The 17,643-nt window shown below is 40.1% G+C and carries 9 protein-coding genes and 1 pseudogene; 3 read left to right on the top strand and 7 right to left on the bottom strand.

The features are described 5' to 3' along the window. The first annotated feature begins 186 nt into the window (after positions 1-186). The gene (locus tag OLW01_RS14465) at positions 187-3,087 is read left to right on the top strand and encodes a family 78 glycoside hydrolase catalytic domain (RefSeq protein WP_268076646.1); all 2,901 of its coding nucleotides are present in this window, start codon (positions 187-189) and stop codon (positions 3,085-3,087) included. Between the two features lie 157 nt (positions 3,088-3,244). Next, positions 3,245-3,919, top strand: a pseudogene (locus OLW01_RS14460) (IS3 family transposase); the annotation flags it as partial. Between the two features lie 258 nt (positions 3,920-4,177). Here the strand turns inward: OLW01_RS14460 and manD are convergent. The 7 genes from manD to OLW01_RS14425 form a co-directional block, all read right to left on the bottom strand. Next, the gene (gene manD, locus OLW01_RS14455; RefSeq protein WP_268076645.1) at positions 4,178-5,386 is read right to left on the bottom strand and encodes a D-mannonate dehydratase ManD; all 1,209 of its coding nucleotides are present in this window, start codon (positions 5,384-5,386) and stop codon (positions 4,178-4,180) included. Between the two features lie 18 nt (positions 5,387-5,404). Continuing rightward, a complete protein-coding gene (locus OLW01_RS14450; protein ID WP_268076743.1) occupies positions 5,405-6,688 on the bottom strand; it encodes a TRAP transporter large permease in 1,284 nt (427 codons plus the stop codon). Next, on the bottom strand, positions 6,685-7,158 hold the full coding sequence (locus OLW01_RS14445) for a TRAP transporter small permease (protein WP_268076644.1): 474 nt from the start codon (positions 7,156-7,158) through the stop codon (positions 6,685-6,687). The genes OLW01_RS14450 and OLW01_RS14445 overlap by 4 nt, the downstream gene beginning before the upstream one ends. Further along, on the bottom strand, positions 7,151-8,116 hold the full coding sequence (locus OLW01_RS14440; RefSeq protein WP_268076643.1) for a C4-dicarboxylate TRAP transporter substrate-binding protein: 966 nt from the start codon (positions 8,114-8,116) through the stop codon (positions 7,151-7,153). Before OLW01_RS14440 ends, OLW01_RS14445 begins: the two co-directional genes overlap by 8 nt. Before the next feature lie 13 nt (positions 8,117-8,129). Continuing rightward, positions 8,130-9,875 carry a glycoside hydrolase family 43 protein gene (locus OLW01_RS14435; protein ID WP_268076642.1) on the bottom strand — a complete coding sequence of 582 codons (1,746 nt, stop codon included), beginning with the start codon at positions 9,873-9,875 and terminating at the stop codon, positions 8,130-8,132. Position 9,876: 1 nt separating this feature from the next. Further along, positions 9,877-12,048 (bottom strand): alpha-glucuronidase family glycosyl hydrolase, encoded by a 2,172-nt coding sequence (locus tag OLW01_RS14430; protein WP_268076641.1) that lies wholly within the window; start codon positions 12,046-12,048, stop codon positions 9,877-9,879. A 476-nt stretch (positions 12,049-12,524) separates the two neighbouring features. Then, positions 12,525-13,676, bottom strand: coding sequence for an endo-1,4-beta-xylanase (locus OLW01_RS14425; RefSeq protein ID WP_268076640.1), 1,152 nt, complete (start codon positions 13,674-13,676; stop codon positions 12,525-12,527). Positions 13,677-14,060: 384 nt separating this feature from the next. Here OLW01_RS14425 and OLW01_RS14420 point away from each other — a divergent pair, with 384 nt between their 5' ends. Then, positions 14,061-17,549, top strand: coding sequence for a TonB-dependent receptor (locus OLW01_RS14420; protein WP_268076639.1), 3,489 nt, complete (start codon positions 14,061-14,063; stop codon positions 17,547-17,549). Positions 17,550-17,643: the final 94 nt, after the last annotated feature.

Raw genomic sequence — 17,643 nt, 5'->3', positions numbered from 1 at the left:
CGTATTTGATACTTATTTAAGACAAAAATTGGAAAATCGTTATCCACAAGGGTATCAATTCTTGTTTATGCTGACTTATCTTTAAAGATACACATTGAGCATTTTTTAATAGTTTAACAATATTGGATCAAGCAGCCCGAACGCTTGTTAATAATTCAATAAATCAACGAGAGTATGAGTTAGTACATGAATAAAAACCTAGGTAAATCTCATCATAATTCACTGCAAGGTCGGTGGAAAAAACTTAAAGTCACTGTGGTGATACCATTTTTAGCGTTACTATTTGCGTGTTCAAATAACGAGGGTTTAAATGTTTCTTCAACACATTCATCTTCACCAAGCAATTTATTAGTTGAAGATAATAAGTCACCACTGAATGTCCATAATACAACCCCGCAATTAAGCTGGTATGCAAATGTAAAAAAACAGACAGCCTATCAAATACGTGTAGCTAGTAGTGAGCAGTTATTAACTGCTGGTACTGCGGATTTATGGGATAGCGGTAAAGTTAATACGCAAGTGTCGATAAATATTCCGTATCTGGGAGAAACATTAAACGCTAATCAAAAAGCGGTTTGGCAAGTGCGCGTTTGGTCAGCAGATAATACTGAACCAAGCGATTGGAGCCAACCCGCTTTTTGGGAAATGGGGCTACTCTCAAAAGATGATTGGCAAGCCAAATGGTTACAAGTGCAAACAAGAACCGTTGCTGAAGTTACCCCAGCTCGTTACGACTGGATCCAATATGCAGCGAATGTTCATCCGGACATCACTGAAAAGTTAAAAAAACATCAAATTTCTAAACAAATGGCGGTGGTTGAGCAGTTAAAAGAGCAACCAACGGCGAGTTTATTCCGTCATAGTTTTAAAACAGATCCAACCAAAAAAATCGTCAGAGCTAAATTACACAGTACTGCCGGTGGGTATTATGAGATCTTTTTAAATGGTCAAAAAGTTGATGACCGCTTAATGGATCCGGGCCAAACCGATTATGACCAGCGTATTTTATATAATACAGATGAAGTCGGCACTCTGTTATCAAAAGGCCAAAACACCATCGCCGTTCATTTAGGGAGTGGCTGGTACGACGAAGATATTGCCTTTAGTAAATGGCATAACCCTGATGCCAGTACAACAGCCCCAAAAAGAAAAAGCTTAGCGTTTGGCCAACCTACTTTTATCGCTCAATTAGAAGTTATTTATGCCGACGGCACTAATCAAATTGTCGCATCAGACGAGCAATGGCTATCTCATCCTTCACCTATTTTAAAAGAAGGATTATTCTCTGGTGAATTATATGATGCTAATGAAGTTGTAACCGACTGGAATGTGAATACCGATGCACACAATTTAAGCAATTGGCAACCCGTAAAAGTACTCAGTAAATCACCGACCAAACGTTTAGAACCACAATTATTACCAGCGATTCGCGCGGTAAAAAAAGTAACGCCAGTTAAATTATATCAACCACGTGAAAATGTGTGGGTGCTTGATTTTGGCCAAAACTTTACCGGTGTTCCTACAGTTAACCTTGATAAGTTAGGTTTAAAAGCAGGCCAAGCCATTAATATGCGTTATGGTGAATGGGCGGATATCGACGGCAACTTAAGCCAAAAATCAGGCGGTGGCGCTCCTTTATTAAAACAAGTAGATACTTATATCGCTTCTGGTAATGATGAAAAAACTTGGACGCCTACCTTTACCTGGCATGGTTTTCGTTTCTTAGAGTTAACAGGTTTAAATAAAGCGCCAGCTTTAGATGCCGTTGTCGGTCATTTAGTGCGTAGCGACGTTGAAATTGTTGGCCAATTCAAGAGCTCAAACCCACTCGTAAACCGTATTCACGATATGGCACTTTGGAGTTATGAAGGTAATTTAATGGCAGTACCGATGGATTGCCCTATCCGTGAACGCGCTGGCTGGACAGGTGATGCGCATGCGGCTCTCATTACCGGCAACTATAACTATAATATGCAAAAATTCTGGCAAAAGTATTTAGGTGATTTTGAAACCTCAGCCCATATTGCGCCAGCTGTGGTACCAGGTAAACGTTCGCACGGTGGTAACTATGACTGGGCTGTGGCCGAAGTCATTATTGCTTGGGAACATTATCGTCATCATGGTGACATTCAAGTGCTAGCAGAGCAATATGAAAGCATGTTGGAGTATATGAATGCAGCAGAAAAACAATTAACCAATAACCTACTTCGTAAAGGTTATGGTGATTGGTGCGACCCTGTATTAAAACCGGGTATGACTCGTAAACGTTGTAACCCAGAATATACAACCCCAACTATGACAACATCTGGCTTTTTAGCACATGGTGCTGAGTTAATGTCAAAAATGTCAGCGTTGTTGAATAAACCTGAACAAGCCAAACATTATCAGGCTTTGTTTAATCGCATTGCGGCACAGTTTCACAAAGAATTTTACGACCCGAAAACAGGTCATTATGGTAGCCAAACAGCGGATGCTATGGCATTGCGTTTTGGTATCGCACCTAAAGAAATTCGCCAATCGGTTGCTGATGCATTAAATAAAGATGTATTAGAGAAATGGAAAGGTCATGGCTCTATTGGTGCTTTAGGCCAAACTTATGTTTACCGAGCATTAAGCGATTATGGTTATGCAGATACTGCATATGGTATTTTTACGGCTGAAGGTTACCCAGGTTACCAATGGCAGTTTGATAAATTACAAGCCACAACCCTTTGGGAACGTAAAGGGGTTTGGGATCCAGCAAAAGACCCTGAAGGACGTAACCCTCCTGGTCGTTCTTTAAATCACCCATTTCATAGTGGTTATGATGGTTGGTTTTATGAAGGCCTAGGCGGTATTCGTCCATTAGGCGATAACCCTGGCTACCAACACTTTGCATTAAGTCCGGTATTCCCGAAAGATTTAGATTGGGTTGAGACCAGTTATAAAACGGGTTATGGTAAAATCGTCAGCAACTGGAAGCGTCAAGGTGACTCGGTTGTTTGGCATTTTGAAGTACCAAATAATACCAGTGCTAACGTGACACTTCCGGGACAAAGCTCAAAAGTCTACGAGGCCGGTGTTTATCAGTTACAAGTCAAACCTTAAAATTAAATTAGGTCACTCATAAATGTAATGGTCTAATACAACTGTAGAGATTTATAGCTTACAATTAGCAAAATCTTAAAGGTATAAAAATGACCAGAAAAACAAAAGTTACAGTTAGCGCAAAGCAAAAATTAGAATACGCCAAGCTTATAGTTGACGACGAATACAAGCTGAGTTACGCGGTATTGGGTGTCATGTTGGCTTATACAAAATATCTAAAGTCATGAGAAATCAAAGATTAAAGGCAATAAGACCCAAAACACGACACCATTATCCAACCTCAGGCACAGAGCATAAATATGCACCAAATTTAATTAAGCGTAAATTTGTGCCTGAAACTTATAACACGCATTATGTCGGTGATATAACGTATATAAGGCATCATAGAGGTTGGAGTTACTTGGCTTGTGTGCTTGATTTAGCCACTAAGGAAATTGTTGGTTATGCATTATCGACTAGCCCTGATGCCCAGTTAACAAAAGCTGCATTAAATGATGCAGTTCAACGCCAACAACCCGATACATCTAAATTGATATTTCACTCGGATCAAGGGGTGCAATATTCTGCTGGCGCGTTCAGAAAAAGGCTCAAAACGTTAAAGATAACCCAAAGTATGAGCAGACGCGGAAATTGTTTGGACAATGCTGTAATGGAAAGGTTTTTTAGAAGTTTAAAAACTGAACGATTAAATAATATTAGTTTTATTAACCATGAATCTGTTGTGTGTGAAGTTGAAAAATACATTGCGTTTTATAATTACAAAAGAAGGCATTCAGCCCTTGGTTATATGACGCCACACCAAAAGTATATTGAAATGAAAAATGCCGCTTAGAATTTCTACAGGAAAAGTTGACCATTACAACGTCAGGAATAGCGTAATCCTGCAGCTCGCAGGATGTGCTGAACGCTAAAATTAATAATTTATAGCTTGGAGTCTGATCAATTTCGGGTAGACAAGATCTCGAGCCTATACAAGATCTTATGTGTGTAGTGGTAAAGCGTGGAGCCATTTTTGACTCCATATTATTGAAACAAGCGACTCATAGAGCCTAGCGAGTCGCATTATTTAGGATACGGTTTGATTCAGTGTCTACCAGTTCCAAAGTGTGCCGTCTTCAAGGCGGTTAACTGGCAAACAAGCGCGTTTATATGGATGCTTTTTAGCTTCGGCTTCATCTATATCGACACCATGACCTATGGTTTCACCAGGTGTAAAAAAGCCATCTTTAAATTCATATGAACGCGTAAAGACTGATTCCATTAACTCTGAATGTGGCATATGCTCTTGAATACCAAAATTCGGAACCCAGTAATCAAAATGTAAAGCTGTCCCCATGGTGATCGGTGATAAATCAGTCGCACCATGGAAACCGGTTCTAACATGATACAGGCTGGCTAAGTCTGCTATCCTGCGAACTTGAGTAATACCGCCAGCATGGACTAATGTGGCGCGAATATAGTCAATTAATTGATTTTGAATGAGTTCTCGGCAATCGTGAATTGAGTTGAATACTTCACCCACCGCAATTGGGGTCGTTGTATGTTGGCGAACCAGTTTAAAGCCTTCTTGGTTTTCAGCTGCTACTGCATCTTCCATCCAGAAAAGGTTATAAGGTTCTAACGATTTGCCTAATCGAGCTGCTTCAATTGGGGTTAACCTATGATGGACATCATGTAATAAATGAACGTCATCACCATATTGGTTTCGAATTGCTTCAAATAACTTTGGTACAAAATTTAAATACTTTTCAGTCGACCAAACGGTTTCTTTGGGTAAATCTGAATCCGCTGGTTCATATTTTTCGCCTTTTTTTGCTACCCCATAAGTGCTGGCAACACCCGGAATGCCCGATTGAACTCGTACCGCTTTATAACCTTGCTCAATCGCTTTACCAACAGCTTCTACCGTGTCCGATATCTCTAAACCATTTGCATGCGTATAAACCATTATTTTATCTCGGCTACGCCCACCCAACAGTTGATATAATGGCATATTAGCCATTTTGGCTTTAATGTCCCACAAGGCCATGTCAACGGCTGCGATTGCGGTCATACCAATCGGACCTCTACGCCAATAAACACCTCGGTATAAATACTGCCATATATCTTCTATGCGTCGCGGATCTTTTCCAATTAATGCTGGAATAACATAGTCTTCTAAAAAGCTAACAACTGACTTTTCACGCCCATTAAGCGTTGCATCGCCAATTCCGTATACGCCTTGATCGGTGACAATTTTTAGTGTGACAAAGTTGCGTCCAGGTGAACAAACAATCACGCGTGCTTCGGTGATTTTCATAATAATCTCTCCAAACTACTAAAATAAGTTATCAGGTAAAAACATAACCAGCGATGGGAACATTGCTAGTAAGACAACTAAAACAATGACAGCCAAATAAAACGGTGCTGCATCTTTTAAGAAGGTTTCAAGCGGGCATTTCATGATGTTGCACACAGTATACATAGCTACTCCAACAGGAGGTGTGGTACCGCCAAACGTGACAACTATCATCATCAATACGCCAAAATGAACCGGATCAATTCCAACCGACTGAATAACGGGAACTAAAATGGGCGTCAGCAATAACACTGTCACTGTACCTTCCATCAACATGCCGACAAAAAGTAAAAAGACCAAGCATATTAATAAAACAATTGCTGGGTTTTGGCTGATATCCTGAATACCTTGCGCCATACTGACCGGCAATTGCTCATAGGCGATTAGATAGCCAATAACACCTGAAGATAGAATGATCAGCATTACCATGCCAATATCATCAACACTCTCATAAACTGAAGTCATTAAAGATTTAAAGCTTAATTCTTTGTAAACAAAACGACCAATAACACAGGCATATACCACAGCAAATGCGCCGGCCTCCGAAGGGGTAAAAATACCAAAGCGTATTGTGACTATTAAAATAACCGGAAAAAGCAATGCCCAAATACAGTCTTTAGCAGAGCTTAATACTTCTGCCAATTTTGGTAATTTAGCGAGGCTTTGTTGACTTTGTTTAAATTTAAATTTGGCGGTTAGGTATACCACCAACATCAAAGTAAACATTAGTAATACACCCGGTACAATACCGGCTAAAAACAACTTTCCGATTGAAACATTGCCAACGTAGCCATACAAAATCAAACCGATACTCGGCGGTATACATGCGGTAATTAATGCACTTACGCAGATTGCGGCCGCGCTGAAGCCTTTAGGGAGACCCGATTCTTCCATCGGTTTGCCTAAAATACGTGCCTGCATTGCGGCATCAGCGATTGCAGAACCCGATACGCCGCCCATCAGTGCGCTTAATACGATAGTTACATGTGCTAAGCCGCCGGCTATCCATGCAACGAGCAAATTTGCAAATTGAATCAGTCTATGTGTGATGCCTGAAATATTCATGATGTGCCCAGCTAATATAAAGAAAGGCACGGCTAATAATGGAAAGCTTTGACTTGACGCCACCATACGCTGCACGGCCACTACAACAGGAATATGTTCGGCCAGCGCAAAATAAGATAAACCCACGGCTAACAAACTAAAAGCTAGCGGCATACCAATCAGTAACAGGGCTAAAAAAAGAATTAAATACAACACTATAAATCTCCACTACCTTGCTTAACTAACTGACAACTTTGCCTAACGATCGTAATCATCATTAGCAGGGCGCCAACTGGAATTGCTGCTGTTACCCATGCGTAAGGAATCTCCGTACTGCCCAAGGTTCTATCCGGATTTAGCAGAGACAGCTCAATACCAAAAATAAACAAGGTGATTAATATCACTAATGCAATAACGTTAAATACGAGTCGAAGGACGTGTTGCAAACTGGGCGAAAACCGCTTGAAAACAATATCGACCGTTGCATGATTTGAATGTCTAAGTGCTAAGTTGGCACCAATCATACTTAACCAAGCAAATAGCAGTTGCGCCACATCAACCGACCAAATAATCGGTAAAGAAAAAGAGCGCATTAACGCCGCAAGAAACACCAATAAAACAATCGCGACTAAAAATAAGCCACAAATAATTTTTTCCACGTTGTCTATTCGATTAAAAAGTTTATTCATCTCTTAACACCTCATAAACTTGCTCGCGCAATTCTGAATAACCCAAAGTCTCATATACTGATGTTGTTGCTTCGACAAAAGGTGCAAGATCAATTTTATTGATGGTTAAACCTTGCTGCCGTAATTCTTGCTCTATCTGACTTTCATTTGACTGCACAATATGGGTCGCAAATCGCCCTGCTATAGCAGCGCTTTCTGTTATGATTGACTGTTGTTGAGGGGTGAGTGAGTCGAACCAACCAGCACTGGTGACTAAACCAGAAATAAGCTGAATATGACTTGTTTTGGTTATATGGCTGGTCACTTCATATAAGCGAGCACCATAAATGGCATCGTACTGAGCCTCTGCTGCATCTAACACTTTTTGCTGCAAACCACTATAAACCTCGGTAAAACTAAGTGGTGTGGGTGTAGCCCCCATTGCTTTGATAGACTCAATCCAAATGGGGGCGCCCACCGTGCGCATTCGCACGCCAGCTAAATCTTCAGGCTGGTCAATTGCTTTGTTTGTCAACAGGTGTCTACTGCCCTGCCACCAGTTAAAAGCCAGCACTTTTAGGTGATTTTTGTTCTGTAATTTCTCCGCCCATGATTGAAATAATTTAGATTCAACCAATTTGTCTAACTGCGACATATTTTGCAATAAATAAGGTGCCCCCAAGATACCTATTTCTCGTTGATAAGTAGATAGACGACCGCCATCAACCAAAACAGCCACATTAGTTCCAGCCATTGCTTGCTCTAAAATGTCTTCATCGTTACCAAGCTGTGAACCAACAAATAGCCGTATTTCTACTTGCTGGTCAGTTTTAGATTCAACTAAAAGCTTAAAACGTTCTAACCCTTTATACATAGGGTCATGACTGCTTAATGAAGTAATAACATTAAGTTGACTTTTAGCCCATGCTAAGTTCGCGTTAATCACGCACAAAATAAATATTAAAATTAGTTTAACCACTATAAAAACTCACTTATTCTATTCGGCTATGTAACCCGATCATTGCACCCACAAATCCGCCAGCTTTCTCCGTGCTCAAAACAGTGGCATCGACATTTTTTAGAAATGTGACTTGACGCCCTGAAACTTCAAAATACAAATCCAGCGTATTTATTTTGCCATCAATAAAGAAAGTGATTGGATCACCGTCAGTCAATGATAATACTTCAGAGACGGCCAATGTCGAAAGTACACCATTTACAGACTGTTCTACAAATACCTGATAGCCGTTATGTGCTTTTTTAACAGCAAAGTAATAATTAAATTTTTCGTTTTGAAAAGCGACCATGCCCGCCGAAATACCAACCTGAGAGGGTAGCTTTAACTTAGTACTCGCGGTGAAAGTCTGATGTTGTTGGCGCTTGCCGATAAAACTTGCAATGCCATGTGTTAAATGCTCTTTATTTGAACTTAACTCTAGGGACCCGTGGTTAATTTTTGCCCTTGCAGGGAGGTAATCTCTCAACCACGTCCAACCTGGTTTAAGTTCGTTGTTGTTAAAGTCGTCTCGCCAAATAAAGTTGCCTGAAACCGGCTGTCTAGTTTCAAATCTTGGCATCCCAAGTGGGCTGTCCGCAATGTAGGGGATTTGTTGACCTGCAGGTAATATTATCGGCCAATCATCCTGCCAGGTTACTGGCAATAAAAAAGTTTCACGGCCAGTATTAAATAGATATTGTTCATATGCCCGCGTTGCTAAAAATACAGCCCACCATTGACCATTATCAAGCTGAACCAGATCTGCATGACCGGCTGTTGTAATAGGATTTTCACGGTTTGGGTTTAAATCGCGTTGGGTGAGAATAGGATTTTTTTTGTAAGGAACAAACGGTTCTGATAAATTTTTAGTTCTAAATACGACTTCCGAATGATCTTTTGCAGTGCCGCCTTCTGCACACAATAAATAATACCAATCATTTATTTTGTATATATGAGGTCCCTCGATCCAAATCGGCTTTTTACGGATATCCACGCCACCATCAACCAACAACCGTTTAGAATCGGCAATTACTTTTTGCTCGGAAAGGTCGTATTCCCAAATCCAAATTGCTCGATGTCCATCATATAAAGGTTCACTCGGCGGCGCATCATTATGAGTGATATAAACTCTGCCGTCGTCATCAAAAAATATATCTGGGTCTATGCCACCCACTTCAGGTAACCAGTTTGGTTTTGACCAAGGACCAGCTGGATCTTTTGCTGTAATAATAAAATTACCACCTGCATGTACCGCAGTTGAAATAATGTAAAACAAACCGTTATGATATCTGATCGTCGGCGCGTAAATACCGTCAGAAACTTGAATGTTAGAAAAGTCTATTGCGTTTTGGCTGGTTAACCCGTGTCCGATTAATTGCCAATTGATCAAGTCTTGACTATGGAAAATGGGTAGTCCCGGTAAATAGGCAAAAGACGAGGTAACGATATAAAAGTCGTTGCCTCGTCTTGTAATGCTTGGGTCAGGGTAAAAACCTGAAATAATAGGGTTAAAATATTGCGATGGCGACAATGGTTGCTTATATACCGGATCTTTACCCTGATATTCGAAATATTCAAATTGAATCAAACCTTGTGGTTGTTCAGTTATTTTTTCTTTTGACACGCTTGAACCTTGTGATGGATTTTCTACCTTGGCGTTATAACAGCTCGATATAATGAGTGCGGCAGCTGTAATGGACGCGACAGTTACAATTTGTTTAATATTTAATTTTAACTGCATACTAATGCCCTTGCCCCGGTGCATACGGAAACGTAAGAGATTGATAATATTTAAGATCATGCTGTGGTTTCGCTAAGTCGTCAGGAATAGGTTTGCCTGATAAAGACTGGAAATAAAGCATACATGCATCGCGCCACCATTTGGCCTCTTGCAAGTGAATTAGATTAGACATCTGAACTTGACGGAACTGGGATTCAGCTATCAGCCCTTCAAGTGCGTTCCACTGTTCACCAATATTCGCAACTTGCTCAACACCGAGATAATATCTGTGGGCTAACTCATCCCAAAGTGAGCGGCCGCTCGATTTGATTTTGTAATCCCAAGGTAAGTGATGGAACCACAATAAAAACTTTTCAGGTGTCGTGTCTGGATTTGACAATAACTCTCTATACGGAGAGAGGTATTGCGCCACAGAATTAACGCCAGATGGAGATCGGTTAAAACCAATACCATCTTTGGTTGCGCGGTGGTAATAAACAGGTGTCCAGTCTGCTCGACCAAGATTATCTACCCAAGGAGCAGGCCCATAGTGATGACCTGTACCCATGATGTGATGTAAACCCAGCGGCGTCATATAATTAACCGTTGTTTCATGTGAAGACATCATCAGCTTTGTAACAGAATCAACAACTTTTTGATTGTTGCTCAGCGTCATCTTAACCCAATCCTGAGCCACTTCTTCTGCTGAAACATCAGGTTGCCAAGCCATACGGCCAAATACAAACCAGTTAGATTGTAAAATAATGTGGCCCGTCCAGTTTCTATCCATGCCTATGTTTGAAACGCCAGCCATACCCGTGTACTTGTATGGAAAAACACCCCCACTGACAACTTTACCAACGGTTGACCCCTGACCTTTAGCATAAGTGTCGGTTTTTAAAACTTCTTCGTACATAGGCCCCAGATAAACAAAGTGTGTACTAAAACCTAGGTACTCCATAGTGATTTGAAATTCCATCATCATCGGTGTGTTAGGGGTGGCACCGAATAGCGGGCTGTATGGCTCTCTAGGTTGAAAGTCGATAGGGCCATTTTTAACTTGAACTAACACATTGTCACGAAATTGACCGTCTAGCGGTTTAAACTCAGAATAAGCCTGCTTGGAACGCTCTTCGTTTTTCTCATTTGCATAAACAAAAGCACGCCACATAACGATACCACCATAAGGTTTAAGCGCGTCTGCAAGCATATTTGCACCTTCAGCATGTGTACGGCCATAGTCGCCAGGTCCAGGTTGACCTTCTGAATTAGCTTTAACTAAAAAACCACCAAAATCAGGAATTTCTTGGTAAATCTCCGCAACTTTGTCTTTCCACCACTGTTGAACTTTTGTTTTAACGGGATCGGATGTATCTAAACCACCCAGCAGCTGTGGTGAGCTAAATTTTACTGATAAATAGACCTTTACGCCGTACGGTCGAAATGTATCTGCCAGAGCCTTAACTTTTTTTAAGTAATCTGGACGCAGCATAATCGCATTGGCATTTACGTTGTTTAACACAGTGCCATTGATACCGATTGACGCATTCGCACGTGCGTAGTCGATATAACGTTGATCAATGTATGTAGGGAGCTTGTGCCAATTCCAAATGGATTGACCAGAATAACCACGCTCTACGTGTCGGTTGGGGTTGTCCCAGTGATTTAAAACTCGAATATCTGTTTGTGGTTGCGATTCTAGATTTAAAGCTGCTTTATTTGTACCCGTTTGAATTTTACGAAGTAAAGCATAACTACCATACAAAGCTCCAATATCTGTATTAGCTAACACTAATACTTTTTGTTTTTGACCCTGGCCAACAATTTTAATTAAATAACCTTCATCATTTAAACGCGAAAGCTGTCGAGCATGTTGTGGATACAATGTCGTGGCATCTGCACCGTACACAATAACTAGCTTAGCGTTTTGCTGCACTACACGGTGTGATTTTCCAAACAACCCATTAAACGCATATTCCAATTCATCTGAAATCGCTTTTGAGGTTGCAGAATGACCACCAACATACCAAGACTGCGCGAATGGCACGTAGTTGGTAAAAGTGATTGATTGTTGATTTAATCGATCATATTTCAACCACAACCGATAACCATCTTCGCCACTGATTATGCTGGCGAGACTAGACGGAAAGAAAAAAAATATATATATCAATAATAATTGTTTAATTGTCGTCATGAAAAAGTTCCAAAAACACATACAAATATAATGGTCACATTAACTATATCAAACAAAAGTAAATAGATCACTATATTTTAACTATCTTCTAACAGAATATTTTTGGCGTTATGATGTAACTTTATAAGTTTATATACAGTGAGTCGACTAACTTTCACATTAGCTGCAGTACAGGTAGATCTGAATAGTGAATTAGAATAGATAATCACTTGGGCTGACTTTATCCCTTGAGTCGTCACACGTATTTCAATTAGCCAAGTGGAATTTTTTTGGATTTAACGATCTTTAGGACGAACCCTTCGGGCAGCGTTTGTACGGCATTTCTGCTGCTTCAGCATTCATTTACGTAAAATAACTACACCACAATAGTGCTTTACTGTATCAATACCGTACAACTCGCTGCAAAATCATACAGCAAAGTTCAACACGCCCTTAGAGATTTGTTCAAATATTTTTTAGTTTCCTGGGTACGACAATTAAAAATGCGTTTCGCTAAGCTGAATTAATTTTTTAACAAAAGGCTTAGGGCTGTAGTCACGGTTAAATGGCAAAGGATAGTCAGAACGACCTTTTATCGGCCAGTAATTTCTCCAAGATTGCGCATCGTTGACCCCCCAAAAGCTAATGCGAGTGAAAGACTCTTTGTGTTTTGCGACTATTTTAAAAATATCCACATACATTTGATTAAGTTCGTCACTGACGTTTTGAGGCAAACCGTTTGGATACGGGTTGTATTTTTCCTGCAATTCATAACTAATAGAAATATCAGCACCTTGATTTTCAGAACCGGGGAATCTCAATGTGGTAATATCTAGCTCGGTTAGCATAACTTTGATACCTAAGTTCTTATAAGCAACTATAGATGCTTCAAACTCAGTCATATCAGGGTTTTTTACTAACGAGGGAATGCTATAGTGCGCCTGCATTCCAATTGCGGTTATCGGAATATTTCGATCCAACAGTGATTTAACTATCCTTATCGCGCCCTGACGCTTTTTAGGCATCCATAAATTATAATCATTGTAATAAAGTTCTGCACCTGGATCTGCAGCATGGGCAAATTCAAATGCTTTAGCTATGTAATCTTCACCCAATATTTGGTACCACTTAGAATTTCGCATGCTACCATCTTCATTGAGTGCTTCATTAACTACATCCCAGCCTTGTATTCTACCTTTGTAGCGCCCAACGATCGTATCAATGTGATTCTTCAAGCGTTTCAATAATACTTGTCGACTAGCAGGTTGGCCATTTTCGCCTTCAAAAACCCAATTTGGTGTTTGTTGGTGCCACAATAAAGTATGTCCAATTACAAATTGATTATTATCTTCTGCTAATTTTACTAACTTGTCAGAAACGGAAAAATCATATTTGCCAGGTTTAGGGTGAATCTCTTCCCACTTCATACTATTTTCAGCGGTAATCGCAGAAAAATGTTTGTTGGATAAAAGCTGGCCTTGTTTATCTACTCCAAGAATTTGTTGCTCACTTAAAGCATTACCAATTAATAGCTTGCCTTGATATGCATCACGCATAGTTGTTTCGTCTGAAGAGTCACTTGGAGTCTGAACGCATCCCATCAACGAAAAACTCGCACCTATCAACCAACAAAAGGATTTAATATTCATAGTCATTACTCGATATACATTAAATGGTCATTTATACCATTATAAAAAGATAAAGCAAATATGTTAACAAATAAAAAATATATACACACTCTAAACAATTAAAATATATATTCGAAGGCAAAAATAATAAAAATCACAAAAATAAAATTGCATGTTAAAGTAAATGCATCTAGAACCAAGAGAAATAGGGGCGTAGCTTAATTTTTGACACTATAATCACCCTAGGTAAATGTTAAAATTTACAGGTTATAATTAAATTTTAGTAACATTTTTTATATAGTCTAATTGACTACAGATATATAGTCGAATAAACTGTTTGTTAGATTGGTCATGCACGTCACTGTGACAATCATCAATAATTTGTAACAAACAAACGGGTGTAACATGGCACATAAAAGAAATGAACAGCCTAAATTTAGAAAAACGCTACTGACTCTTGCTGTTATAGGGTTGGTATCACCAGTATACGCAGCAGAAGAATCTTCGACTCAAGCTGAAGACGAAGATTTAGAGACAATTGAAGTAACAGGTATCAGGCAAAGCTTTCAAACTGCGTTGTCAATAAAAAGAAACGCTGATACTGTCGTTGACTCTATCAGTGCTACAGATATTGGTTCTCTACCTGATGCTAGTGTATTGGAGTCTTTGGCTCGAGTTCCTGGTGTTTCAATAGACCAATTTGCGTCACCAAATGATGCCGATAACTTCTCAGCTCAAGGTTCGAATGCGGTTGTACGCGGCATGACGCAAACACGTAGTGAGTTTAATGGTCGTGATACCTTTTCAGCAACGAGCGGCCGTGGCTTGAGTTATTCTGATGTACCAGCAACATTGATGGCTGGGATTGACGTTTATAAAAACCAAACGGCAGACATGATGGAGGGTGGTATAGCAGGCACAATTAGTTTGCGTACTCGTAAACCTTTTGATTCTAGAGGAGAAAGAATATCTGTTGCTGCGGAAGCAGTCTGGGGTGATCTTGCTCGCGATATTGGTCCTTCATATTCCGGTTTATATAGCAATAGATGGGAAACCGATTCAGGTCACTGGGGCTTTTTGATCAACGCGTCAAGCTCTGAAATCACGACTGAAGCCCATGGTATGCAAACACGTAGTTATGATTTTTACTCAGTAGATGATTACGCTGACTATTTAGGTGATTACGATGGTTTGTATCACTATACAGGTACACTTGCAGATATTGCTCGTCGTGGCGAATCTCATGAGCACTACGTTGAACCAGATACATACGGCGCTCTGGTTCCTCTAGGTGGTAGCGCTTCAATGAGAACGAACACGCGAAAACGTATCGGTATGAGTAGCGCTTTACAATGGAAAACTCTAGATGAAAGTGTAAAAGCAACACTTGAATACATTCGCTCAGACAGTGACTCCACAAGTCGAAGTCATGTTGCTCAATTTGGTGCAGGTATGGGGACATACTTTATGGCACCGCAGGGCGACGATGCTTGGAATATCAACGAGCAAGGGTTGTTCGAATCTGGTACTTTCACATATATTGAACAGCAATATGCTATGGGCGGTCGAATCCCAACTTGGAGTCAAGCTTTAACCGACAGCATTCCAGGTTATGAAAACGCGGATAATACGATTGATTATGGCCCTAGGACTTCGGCGACTTCAGGTTATGGAGACAGTGATAGTTTAGTTGAAGATTTATCTTTAAATGTTAAATGGTTAGCAACTGACGCTTTGGAGCTTGAATTCGATGTGCAGCATGTTAAAGCTTCGAGTGATTCAATTAGTGTCGGTCTCGAGTATCAACTATTCGCTAATCAAACTTACGACATTATCGGTAATGGTGACACGCCAACACTGAAAATGGAAAGTCCCTGGAGTTCGACAGATCCAGAGCAGCTTGCTTATTATCAACAGCAAGGGCTATTTGAAGGCCACGACAATTATTTCACTAAGAAAAGCTCGTACTATTGGCGTTCGGCTTCAGATAACTTCCAAGACAATGACGGCACCTCTGATGCAATCAAATTAGATGCCAAGTATTATTTAGACACTAACTTCTTCTCAACAGTCAAAGTTGGGGTAAGGTGGCGTGAGCGTGAACAGATCAACCGAAAAGCGGCATATAACTGGGGCTCTTTGAAAGCTGAATGGTCATCATTGCAATCTGGTACCTTATATGAAGAATTAAAAGATAAAGATAATTTTTATGGTGGTACTGGTTGGTTAGATGGCGCGATATCAGAAGCTGCTGGCATGGATAGTGAATACGATGTATTAGATTGGAGTAACTTCCACCGTGGTGGTGTCTTACAAATTGGTGAAAACAATGTCATGTTGCACCCATCGTATGATTTACTCACTAATTATACTGAGTTTTCACAAAAAGTTAGAACCTTAGCTGAATCGTGCGGACAATTTAAACCAACGCCTTATCGAACCGACCCTACGATTGAAGGTGTTGATTATTGCGAGCCATACTCAGATTTAGATGGTTATTTCCGTGATAACGAGATTAGTACAACCATTGAAACGAATAAATCTGCTTATGTACGCTTAGACTTTGACTCAGATATTGGTGATCACAGGTTTACCGGTAACATAGGTTTAAGATATGTTGAAGTAGAAAATAAATCTCAAGGCTTTATTACCTTCCCTCGTTTACCTGTAGAAGCGCAAGCTCCTGAAGGTTGGGAGCCTGGGTCTGATCTTTCAGATATGGGTTTAGATTTAGTGTATGACGACGTCGCATTTTTAGATGACCCATACAACTTCCTACCGAATGAAGTAAAAGAATTTGCTGACGGCAGCTATTCACAAAGTATCGCAACCAAAGTGACTAAACGTTTACTGCCTTCATTTAACATTAAGGCTGAAATCACCAATGATCTTATTGCTCGTTTAGCAATATCAAAAGCGATTGCATTACCAGATATAGGTGATTTACGTAACACAGTTAATATTGGACGGCTACAATATAGCTATAATTTTGAAAGAATGGATCCTGTCTATTCAGTTGACAATCCACATCCGGATGCGCCTGCTGATTCAACAACCGGTTTGCCTCAGGATCCTGACACCGGCGTCGATTTAACTGAAAAACCTCAAATACGTCCTGGTTCAGTTGACTTTGGCGGTTGGACGGGCTCAGCTGGTAATCCTTACCTATTACCGATGGAATCTAATCAACTCGATTTAACATTGGAATGGTATTATGATAAAGATGGCGCATTAACATCCACCTTCTTCTATAAAGACTTGAGTAATTTCTTTATAAAAGGTGCTTACAATGCAGAGTTTACCAATCCAACAACGGGTGTAAAACAATCTGTAATTGTTGAAGGTCCAACCAATGGTGGCGACGGCACAATGAAAGGCTTAGAACTAAGTTATAAGCAGTTTTTCAAGTCTTTGCCTGCACCGTTTGATGGATTTGGTGTACACGCTAATTACTCGTTTATCAAAGCTGAGGGTGTGCCAAACTCAAACTTAGATAGTGGCGCTATTGGTGCTGCTGATGGTAATGGTGAGGCGCTAGATCAGTTTAAAGGTACCTTACCGCTACGAGGTCAATCAGACCATACATACAATTTAATTGGTATCTATGAGAAAAATGGTTGGTCAGCTCGTTTAGCTTACAAGTGGCGCTCTGAGTTTTTGTTAAGCTCAAAAGATAACAAAACTGAATTGCCAATTTATAATGGTGATGATGCTCAGCTAGATGCGTCAGTCACGTATAAATTTAAAAACGGCATCAAAATCGGTTTACAAGCAGTAAACGTAACTGCTGAGCCCACGAAAACTAATATGCAAGTAGACGAAAACTTAAAACTAGGTCGCTCTTGGTTTACTAAAGATCGTCGAATTAAGCTACTCATGCGTGCAACGTTCTAATCTTTGACACTAAAGAAAGGCGCTCAAGCAGATTAAACTTTGTTTAATCTGCTTTTTTATTTTATGTTAAGGTTATTTTTTGGCCATAAAAAGT

The sequence above is a fragment of the Catenovulum adriaticum genome, assembly GCF_026725475.1.
In the GTDB taxonomy this organism is placed as follows: Bacteria; Pseudomonadota; Gammaproteobacteria; order Enterobacterales; family Alteromonadaceae; genus Catenovulum; species Catenovulum adriaticum.
This window is presented reverse-complemented; position numbering and strand designations above follow the sequence as displayed.